Origin of the sequence: Cecembia sp., assembly GCF_007126775.1 — a bacterium.
Lineage (GTDB): Bacteria > Bacteroidota > Bacteroidia > Cytophagales > Cyclobacteriaceae > Cecembia.
The window spans coordinates 1-9,477 of record NZ_SLAP01000238.1 but is presented as its reverse complement, the minus strand read 5'-3'; the positions used below and the strand labels follow the sequence as shown (position 1 = coordinate 9,477).

General features: G+C 39.6%; 9 protein-coding genes. 8 read left to right on the top strand and 1 reads right to left on the bottom strand.

Annotated features, from left to right (window positions below; genetic code table 11):
• The 8 genes from QZT73_RS15775 to QZT73_RS15740 form a co-directional block, all read left to right on the top strand.
• Positions 1-142 (top strand): LytTR family transcriptional regulator DNA-binding domain-containing protein (locus QZT73_RS15775; RefSeq protein WP_291789174.1); only part of this gene is annotated, 142 nt, incomplete at its 5' end.
• A 175-nt stretch (positions 143-317) separates the two neighbouring features.
• Positions 318-794, top strand: coding sequence for a nucleoside deaminase (locus tag QZT73_RS15770; RefSeq protein WP_291782318.1), 477 nt, complete (start codon positions 318-320; stop codon positions 792-794).
• A gap of 16 nt (positions 795-810) precedes the next feature.
• Positions 811-1,341, top strand: a complete 531-nt coding sequence (locus QZT73_RS15765) for a hypothetical protein (protein ID WP_291789171.1) — start codon at positions 811-813, stop codon at positions 1,339-1,341.
• A 125-nt stretch (positions 1,342-1,466) separates the two neighbouring features.
• A complete protein-coding gene (locus tag QZT73_RS15760; RefSeq protein WP_291782313.1) occupies positions 1,467-2,729 on the top strand; it encodes an FAD/NAD(P)-binding oxidoreductase in 1,263 nt (420 codons plus the stop codon).
• Positions 2,730-2,888: 159 nt separating this feature from the next.
• Positions 2,889-5,303, top strand: a complete 2,415-nt coding sequence (locus QZT73_RS15755) for a TonB-dependent receptor (protein WP_291782310.1) — start codon at positions 2,889-2,891, stop codon at positions 5,301-5,303.
• A gap of 351 nt (positions 5,304-5,654) precedes the next feature.
• Positions 5,655-6,080, top strand: a complete 426-nt coding sequence (locus QZT73_RS15750) for a DsrE family protein (RefSeq protein ID WP_291789169.1) — start codon at positions 5,655-5,657, stop codon at positions 6,078-6,080.
• Positions 6,081-6,158: 78 nt separating this feature from the next.
• A complete protein-coding gene (locus QZT73_RS15745; protein ID WP_291782304.1) occupies positions 6,159-6,986 on the top strand; it encodes a ZIP family metal transporter in 828 nt (275 codons plus the stop codon).
• Positions 6,987-6,998: 12 nt separating this feature from the next.
• Positions 6,999-8,768, top strand: a complete 1,770-nt coding sequence (locus tag QZT73_RS15740) for an SLC13 family permease (RefSeq protein ID WP_291789167.1) — start codon at positions 6,999-7,001, stop codon at positions 8,766-8,768.
• 48 nt (positions 8,769-8,816) lie between these two features.
• Here the strand turns inward: QZT73_RS15740 and QZT73_RS15735 are convergent, their stop codons facing one another.
• Entirely contained in the window at positions 8,817-9,437 is a 621-nt protein-coding gene (locus QZT73_RS15735) for a type IX secretion system membrane protein PorP/SprF (RefSeq protein WP_291781555.1), read from the bottom strand.
• Positions 9,438-9,477: the final 40 nt, after the last annotated feature.

Genomic DNA, 9,477 nt, shown 5'->3' with positions numbered 1-9,477 from the left:
GGTACATCGTTCCTTTATTATCAATTTGGAACATATTGATTCTGTATCTAGAAATGTGGTAAAAATCGGAGCCCACCAAATTACAGTCAGTGACAATTACAAAGAAGGTTTTCAGAACTTTCTGAATCAATGGACAGGATAAAAGGAATTCGTAAAATCAATATAAAAAGATATTTTTAGACAATAAAAAGCGAATATAATTTTTAATTTTAGGTTTTTGGAAACCGAAAAAAGAACTATATTCTTAACAAATTTCCTTAAAACCCGTAAACTCTAGTGTGTTCAACTTATTTTGAAGTACCTTTGTTATATTAGATATGAGTGAAGAGCAAAAGGTCTTTATGAGAATGGCCATTGAACTTTCAAAGTCCGGTATGGAGTCTGGTAAGGGCGGACCATTTGGCTGTGTAATCGTAAAAAACGGCAAAGTAATCGGGTTAGGGTCCAATTCCGTTTTAGAAACCAATGATCCTACTGCGCATGCTGAAATTGTAGCCATCCGGGATGCCTGTAAAAACCTAGGTCATTTTCAACTTGAGGGCTGCGAGGTTTATACATCCTGTGAACCCTGCCCTATGTGCCTTGGCGCCATTTATTGGGCAAGACCCTCAAAAGTCTTTTTTGCCAATGATAAAAAAGATGCAGCTAATGCGGGATTCGATGATGATTTTATTTACAAAGAATTGGATCTTCCTTATGCCAAAAGAAAAATTCAATTTGTACAGGGTATGCAGGAATCTGCCAACAAGGTATTTCAGGAATGGATTTTAAAAGAAAACAAAACATTGTATTAATAAAAAAAGAGCAACCATGAAAAAATTAGCGTTAGTCTTAGTAAGCATGATTTTTTTGGGGGCATGTACCCAGGAAAAAAGTGTAGAAGAAAGATATGTCTATGAAGTAGACAAAGTGATTGATGTAGAAACAGGTGATGAATATTTGATGGAGGATGAAGGTGAAATCACTATCGTCCATACGGATGGAACTACCGAAAAGATCGCGGTGGAAGAGGCGCCTTTTTACGAAAGTGCTTTATCTGAGGATTTTCTAAAATCCATGGAGGCCAAATTACAGCAAAGAAAGCTGGACCTCCTTGAGGATAAAAAAAATAAAATAAAAGAGGTAAGAAGGTCAAGGTATGCCCATATTTCCGATGATGATTTACTGGATCAATTTCAGCAGGCCCATAAAGACAGACTGGATATGAGCCGTCAAATGGATATGGTTGCAGAATTGGTAGAACGGGGTGTTGTATCTTCAGACGATGCGCCAGGTTTATTGGAAATATCTCCTGAAATGATAGACTTTAATATTGAGTTGGAAAAGCCTAATGAAAACTGATTGTTTAATATAAAAATGTTGAAAATCCCGGGAATCCCCCGGGATTTTTTTGTGTGATGTAAATCACCGTTTTTACTGATTTTAACTTCTATTTTTAAAATTGAATACATTAAACAATTATACCCATGAGCCACTTTGAAGTATTGATCATTGGAGGGGGGACAGGAGGAATTACTGTAGCTGCCCAACTCAGAAGAAAAAACAAATCCCTTAGCATTGGTTTGGTTGAACCCTCTGAAAACCACTTTTACCAGCCTGCTTGGACCTTAGTGGGGGCGGGTACTTTTGATTACGAAAAAACCAAAAGAAAAGAAGCGGATTTTATTCCCAAAGGTGTAGAATGGATCAAAGACTATGCAACAGGTTTTGATCCTGAAAAAAATCAGGTGCTTACCAAGTCATCTGGAAATTTGACCTATGATTATCTAGTCGTTTCTCCCGGTTTGGTAATGGATTACAGCTTGCTTCCTGGATTGGAGGAAGCCATGAAGACCGATGCTGTGGGGAGTGTTTATACTGACCCCAAGAAGTTCTGGAAGATGTTGAGTACTTTTAAAGGGGGGAATGCCGTATTTACACAGGCCAATACTCCCATTAAATGTGGTGGTGCACCTCAAAAGATCATGTATCTATCAGAGCATTTTTTAAGAAAAAAAGGCCTAAGAAATGAAAGTAATGTGATTTTTGCGACTCCTGGAACTGTCATTTTTGGGGTTAAGGAAATTGCCAAAACCTTAAATAAAATCATCATTGATCGGGATATCATATTTAAAACTTATTATGCCCCAATCAAGATTGATGCAGAAAAAAAAGAAATTACCTTCCGTTTTATGAACAGTCATTTACAAAACTGTGCCATGGTAGTGGACAATAAAATCGGGGAGGATATAGTTGGAGAGTCCGACATCAAAATGAAATATGACATGTTACATCTGGCACCTCCCCAGAGAGCTCCGGATTTTATCAGGGATTCTCCTCTCGCTTTACAGGAAGGCCCAAACAAGGGCTGGGTGGGAGTAGATATCAATACTTTACAGCACAATAAATATCCAAATGTATTTGGATTGGGGGATGTGGTCGCCTTGCCAACAGCAAAGACCGGAGCTGCAATAAGAAAGCAGGCACCGGTAGTCGTAGGAAACATTTTGCACCTTATAAAGGAAAATAAATTGGATAATCCTATCTATGAAGGTTATTCCTCTTGCCCTTTGGTGACAGGATATGGCAAAATGGTTCTCGCAGAGTTTAAGTATAATAATGTAAGAGATAGTGATCCACTAATTTCCAAATTTGTGGATACTACTAAAGAGCAGTTTTCCATGTGGCTCCTAAAAAAATATGGTCTGCCTTTCATGTATTGGAACCTGATGCTAAGAGGGAAAGCTTAGCCACTAATACTATTATCATAGCACCCAGCGCTATTTTAGTTCATCCCATGTCCATTTGGTCATGGGATGTCTATTTTCAGGGCTTTTTCCCGACAGTATAAAAGGCAATTTACGCTTCGGATTTTTTTACTTAATTGCGTTTGCTTCAGTTAAATTTCCATGAGAGGGCTCATTTTCCTAATATTCTTTACACATCAACAGATAGCTTTTTCCCAAAAGCTGACCATCTTGGACGTGGAAAGTAAAGCGCCTTTAGCCTTTGTCACTGTATTTGATCAGACTTCCGGTCATACCGAAATTTCAGACATAAATGGAGCAGTGTCTCTTGCCGCTTTTGGAGATTTTGATGCACTTGAATTTAGGCTCTATGGGTACAAATCCAAAATCAAAAAAAGGGAGGAGATCATGCATTCAGATTTTACTGTATTGCTTTCCCCCAGTATGGTTTTTTTGGAGCAAACTGTTGTCTCAGCCACCCGATGGAGTCAAAGCAGACAAGAAGTGCCATCTAAAATCACTAGCATTTCCAAAGAAGACAGGGAGCTGCTCAATCCCCAAACAGCAGCAGACCTTTTGGGGATTTCCGGAGATGTCTTCATTCAAAAAAGCCAACAAGGGGGAGGAAGTCCTATGATCAGGGGTTTTTCTACCAACAGGCTGCTTTACACCATTGATGGCGTAAGGATGAACACGGCTATATTTAGAAGTGGCAATCTCCACAATGTGATCTCACTAGATCCTTTTGCTACGGAAAGTACCGAGGTGTTTTTTGGTCCGGGATCAATTATCTATGGCTCAGACGCTATCGGTGCAGTGATGAGTTTTCAGACACTACAGGCAGAATTGGTCGAACAAGGAAAGGAAAACATCACAGGCAGTGTGACCTTAAGAGGCAACTCCGCCAATAATGAAACAACCGGTCATGCCCATTTAAAATACGGAGGAGAAAAATGGGCAGGAGTAAGTAGTTTTTCCCGCTATAACTTTGGAGATTTAAGAATGGGTAGAAGAGGTCCGGATGAATTTCTTAGCCCCACTTACGTGGTAAGAAATAATGACAGAGATGAGCTCATTCTCAACCCGAATCCCCGTATTCAGGTACCGACCGGATATGAGCAATTCAATCTCATGCAAAAATTGCGTTATACGCCAAATGAAAACTGGGATTTCCAATATGCTTTTCATTATTCTGAGACTTCTGACTTCCCAAGATTTGACCGCTTGATCCGGTTCCGTCCCAATGGCTTGCCCCGTTCGGCAGAATGGTTGTATGGCCCGCAGAAGTGGATGATGAACCACATCAAGATTAATCACCAAGGCAATTCTGAGATCTACGACCAAATGACCTTAAGTTTGGCAAAGCAAAGGTTTGAGGAAAGTAGGATCGATAGGAATTTCAATGATCCCTTGAGAAGGACACGCGAAGAAAAAGTTGATGCTTATTCTATTAATCTCGATTTTTTCAAAGCTTGGAATGAAAAAGACGTCAAGTTATTTTATGGTGCAGAAGCTGTTATCAACGAGGTACGCTCTACAGGATTTGACCAAAACATATTGGATGGCAGTATAAGCAGGGCAGCTTCCCGCTACCCCAATGCAAGCTGGAATTCGCAGGCTTTATATGCCACTTATCAACAACGAATTTCTCCAAAGTCACTTTTCCAAGCTGGACTTCGGTACAGCCGCTTTACCCTTGATGCAGACTTCCGTCAAAATTTGGAATTTTACCCACTCCCATTTGAAGAAAGTACAAATAATGAAGGTGCCCTCAATACAAGCTTAGGCTGGGTATTCACCCCTTCTGAAAGCTGGATTATTCACGCCAATGCTTCCACAGGGTTTAGGGCTCCGAATGTAGATGATATAGGGAAAGTATTTGATTCCGAACCCGGAGCGGTCATGGTTCCCAATCCGGAATTGAATGCGGAATATGCTTACAACTTGGAACTAAATGCTGGTAAAATCATCTCTGAATCCGTATTGATTGATGTTACCGTATACTATACCAGGCTGAACAATGCGCTTGTCCGTAGGGAATCCACATTGAATGGGCAGGATAGTATTTTGTATGACGGGGAATTAAGCAGGGTGCTTTCTCTTCAAAATGCCGCTTTTGTAGAAATTGTGGGGATGCAAGCAGCTTTGGAGATCAAATTCAACAGGTACTGGACTTTCTCTTCAAAATTAAATATACAGAAAGGAAAAGAAGAAACCGATGATGGACAAAGGAGTCCCTCAAGACATGCCCCTCCAACTTTCGGTGTCAGTAGATTGGAATACAAAAACCGGAATCTAAGGGTGCAATTATTCAGTGAATACGCTGGTAGCTTTAGTTTTGAGCAGCTTCCTTTAGAGGAACGTGGGAAGCCTGAATTGTATGCCATAGATGAAAACGGAAATCCCTTCAGCCCCTCCTGGGCAACAATTAACCTCAAAGCAAATTACAAAATCAATCAATTCTTTAGCTTCTCTACCGGCTTGGAAAACATTACCGATGTCAGGTTCCGTACATACAGTTCGGGTGTAGCAGCTCCTGGAAGAAACTTTATTATGGCATTGACAGCAAATTTCTAAATCTTGATGTCCTATCCAATTTTGATCCAAACTTCTGAAGGCTGAATCCAGATGAACTAAAGAAATGTTATCCTTTTGAATCATTACTGGGGATACCAAACTAAACAAGGGGAAAATTTAAAAGGTAATTTTTTTGATGAGTGATTCTAGTCACTCAATGAGATTGGTTTACCCCATATATTTCAAATAAAAGAATGGTTTGAATTTACCTTTCAATTTGGATTGGCATGAATTGAAGTATAAAAAATCAAAATAAGAGCCTTCTTTTGTCTTAATACCACAATGAATGCTATATGTTGTTTTTCTTAAATCGCTGGCAAATGGAAGCATTAACTATAACTTAATAATAACATGATGATATATAAAATATTTCTATTCTTTATTTCATTTTTTATAAGCTACCAACTTCAGGCTCAGGTAGTTTCAACTAAAAACCATAAAATTATTTTTCAATTGACCACTGCCGACAGCCTTACTCATAGGAAGTTTATCCGTCAGCTTGAAAACATCCTTAAGGCCGCACCCAACGCGCAAATTGAAGTAATTACCCATGGGATGGGTGTTGACCTATTGAAGGAAAATTCCAACCCATTTTTCAGTGAACTGCTTGCCTTACAAGATGATGGTATAAGGTTTACCGTTTGTGAAAATACTTTAAAGCAGAGAAAGCTGAAAAAAGAAGCATTTTATGAATGGTCAGGATTTGTACAATCAGGAATCTTAGAATTGGTAATCAAACAAGAACAAGGCTGGATTTACATCAAAGCAGGAGAATAGTCTTAAATTCAGTTTTTTTCGAATATCATGTGAAGTGCACGTAAATTATCAGATATTTACATTTGTCACTTCCTATTTATGATAGATTATTTACAAGATTTAGCGGTAACCTTGGGCCCAGTCAAATCGGCATTGATAGCTACCCTTTTTACTTGGTTGATGACTGCTTTGGGTGCATCTGTAGTCTTTTTTTTCAAAAGGATCAACAGGGCAGTTTTTGATACCATGTTGGGATTTACAGGTGGTATAATGATGGCTGCTTCCTTTTGGTCTTTGTTGGCACCCAGCCTAGACTACGCCAAAGATTTGTACGAGGACTTTTTTTGGATGCCCATTGCAGCAGGATTTTTATTAGGAGGCTTATTTATTTTTGTAATTGACCGGTTTTTGCCGCATTTACATATCAATTTTGGGAAATCAGAAACAGAGGGTATTCAAACGGGTTGGAAGAAATCCACATTATTGCTTTTGGCAATCACTTTGCATAATATTCCGGAAGGATTGGCCATTGGGATATTGTTTGGAAAGGCGGCAATGGAATTGGATGGCACCAGTTTAGCTGCTGCTATTGCATTGACTATTGGGATTGGTATTCAAAATTTCCCGGAAGGCATGGCTGTATCCATTCCAATTAGAAGAAGTGGAGCTTCCCGGTTCAAAAGTTTTTGGTTTGGACAGCTGTCTGCCACTGTGGAGCCCATAGCTGGCGTTATTGGAGCCCTTGCTGTTGTATATATGACCAATATTCTTCCTTATGCACTTTCCTTTGCTGCAGGTGCTATGATTTATGTTGTAGTAGAGGAAGTAATTCCGGAAACACAGCGGGACAAATATACAGACCTGGCGGTATTGGGATTCATGCTGGGGTTTGCTTTGATGATGGTATTGGATACCGCTTTGGGATAAACCCTTCTAAAAATGGAAAAAGAAATCGTATTCGGTATTTTATTGCTTGCCATCGGTCTTTTTGCCTGGGGCAAACTCCGCTATGACCTGGTTGCGATAATTTGTTTGCTTTTATTGGTAATCTCTGGCCTGGTTCCTGCAAATGAGGCTTTCTTAGGATTCTCCCATCCTGCTGTCATTACTGTGGCCATGATTTTGGTGGTAAGTCATGGGCTTTCCAAGTCCGGACTGATAGAATGGATTGCCAAATGGATGATGGAAAAAGAATTGAGTTTCAGCCTTCAGCTCGCACTTCTCTGCCTAATGGTAAGCTTGGCTTCTGCTTTTATGAACAATGTAGGTGCTTTGGCCATGACCATTCCATTGGTCATACACATTGCCAACAAAAGTGGACATTCCCCTTCTTCTTACCTGATGCCCATAGCATTTGCTTCCCTTTTGGGTGGAATGACTACATTAATTGGGACACCTCCCAATATCATCATTTCTACATTCCGTTCCAGCCATTCAGGAGGTGAATTTTCTATGTTTGACTTTTCCCCAGTAGGTTTAGGCCTTACCTTCATAGGTTTATTGTTCATTATTCTTGGGGGTTGGAGACTTGTTCCAAAACGTCTACCGGAAGGAGAGGGAAATGGCAAATTCAACATTGAGGATTATATCACAGAAGTAGTCGTCACGAAAGACTCAAAGTTAAAAGAAGAGCCAAGAAGCGCCATCATGGAGTTTACCAAGGGAAATATTCAAGTTCTCAACACAATCAGGGCATCTCAGATGACTTTTGCTCCTGGTAGGAAATTTATTTTTAAAGAAAATGATATCATCACAATACAGGGAGATCCAACAGATATTCAGGAATTCATTGATGCCTCTAACACCAAGCTTGCAGGAAAGGAGAAGGACGCTCCTAAGATTAAGAATTCAGAAGACATTATTCTCACTGAGGCCGTAGTAATGGGCAATTCCAAAATTGTTGGCAGAACGGCCTCCTCAATGAACCTGAGTTACCGTTATGGGATGAATTTATTGGCTATTTCACGGAGAAATCAGAAAATAAGGAAAAGAATAGATCAGGTCAGTTTCCAGGAAGGAGATGTGCTTTTAGTACAGGGGGAAAATGATAAAATCGATGAGGCATTGGACAATTTGGGCTGTCTGCCATTGGCCGATAGGGGGATCAATTTGGGCCAACCAAAAAAAATCCTACTCACATTAAGCATTTTTGGGCTTTCATTATTCCTTATCGTTTCCGGATTTTTGCCAGTAGAACTTGCTTTTACACTGGCAGCTATCCTGACTGTACTTTTTAAAATTATTCCCTTAAGGGAGTTGTATACTTCGATAGATTGGCCCGTGATCATTCTTTTGGGTGCATTTTTGCCCTTGGGTACTGCACTAGAGACCTCTGGAGGAGCCAGTTGGATTGCTGAAAAAATCTTACAACTTCAGGAAAATTTCCCTCCCTGGTTTTTATTGGGGCTAGTATTGGTTGTGACCATGTTTTTATCTGACATCATCAACAATGCAGCCACTGTAGTTTTGATGGCCCCTATAGCCATGAGTGTTGCTTCCGGATTAGGAGTAAATGCAGATCCCTTTTTGATGGCAGTGGCGGTGGGTGGATCATGCGCATTCCTCACCCCTATTGGTCACCAAAGCAATGCATTGGTCATGGGACCTGGAGGCTATGCATTTACAGATTACCTAAGGCTAGGTGCACCTTTGGAAGTGCTGATCGTTCTTATCGGTACTCCTTTGATTCTTTTCTTTTGGCCACTTTAGGTTAATTGTCTTTCCTGTTTAGTTGAAGGAATATGGACAATTAGCGATTTAAAAAAATCGGCGAACAAAAATATCAAAGTTATTGTCTGGGAATAAAGGAGAGGTGTCATAGCTTGCACCTAAGGAAAATCCTTCAAAAACTCTTGACTCTAAGGTCAAAACACTTCTCAACTCAGTAATTCTAATCAGATAGGAGGCGTTGATTTTATTATCAAAACTTAAAAATAATCCAGCATCAAGGTCTGTTTTTAATTCTTGAAACAATAGAAAATAAGGGGCAATAGTTATCCTTTCTGCAATTAAAAATTCATATGAAGTATTCAAAACAACAACTCTTTGGGTTCGAATTACTGACTTTTCTTTGTGTTTTTGAGAAAGCCCTATCAAATTTTTAAGGGATGCTCCTAATTTAAATCCTTTCCATTGAAACTGAGTTCCAAAGTCTATATCGGGAGAAAGTCTCAATGATCCTCCTGTCTCATTGTGAGGCAACATGAAATCAGACCAGGAAATCAAATCTGTATGTAAGGTGAAATTCCCGCCAAAAGTCACGGAACTATTTTCACCTAAATTTACTCTTTTCCCGTAACCGGCATAAAAGGAATTTCTGTTAAAAAACGAATATTTATCATGGATATACCCTATATGATAATACGAATTATTGGCCAATGAAATTACGCCCTACGCCACACTTTACCACTGGGACTTG

Excerpts from the sequence above, each read along its gene's own strand:
- QZT73_RS15770 (WP_291782318.1), top strand. The coding sequence starts at position 318 with ATGAGTGAAGAGCAAAAGGTCTTTATGAGAATGGCCATTGAACTTTCA.
- QZT73_RS15765 (WP_291789171.1), top strand. The coding sequence starts at position 811 with ATGAAAAAATTAGCGTTAGTCTTAGTAAGCATGATTTTTTTGGGGGCA.
- QZT73_RS15760 (WP_291782313.1), top strand. The coding sequence starts at position 1,467 with ATGAGCCACTTTGAAGTATTGATCATTGGAGGGGGGACAGGAGGAATT.
- QZT73_RS15755 (WP_291782310.1), top strand. The coding sequence starts at position 2,889 with ATGAGAGGGCTCATTTTCCTAATATTCTTTACACATCAACAGATAGCT.
- QZT73_RS15750 (WP_291789169.1), top strand. The coding sequence starts at position 5,655 with ATGATGATATATAAAATATTTCTATTCTTTATTTCATTTTTTATAAGC.
- QZT73_RS15745 (WP_291782304.1), top strand. The coding sequence starts at position 6,159 with ATGATAGATTATTTACAAGATTTAGCGGTAACCTTGGGCCCAGTCAAA.
- QZT73_RS15740 (WP_291789167.1), top strand. The coding sequence starts at position 6,999 with ATGGAAAAAGAAATCGTATTCGGTATTTTATTGCTTGCCATCGGTCTT.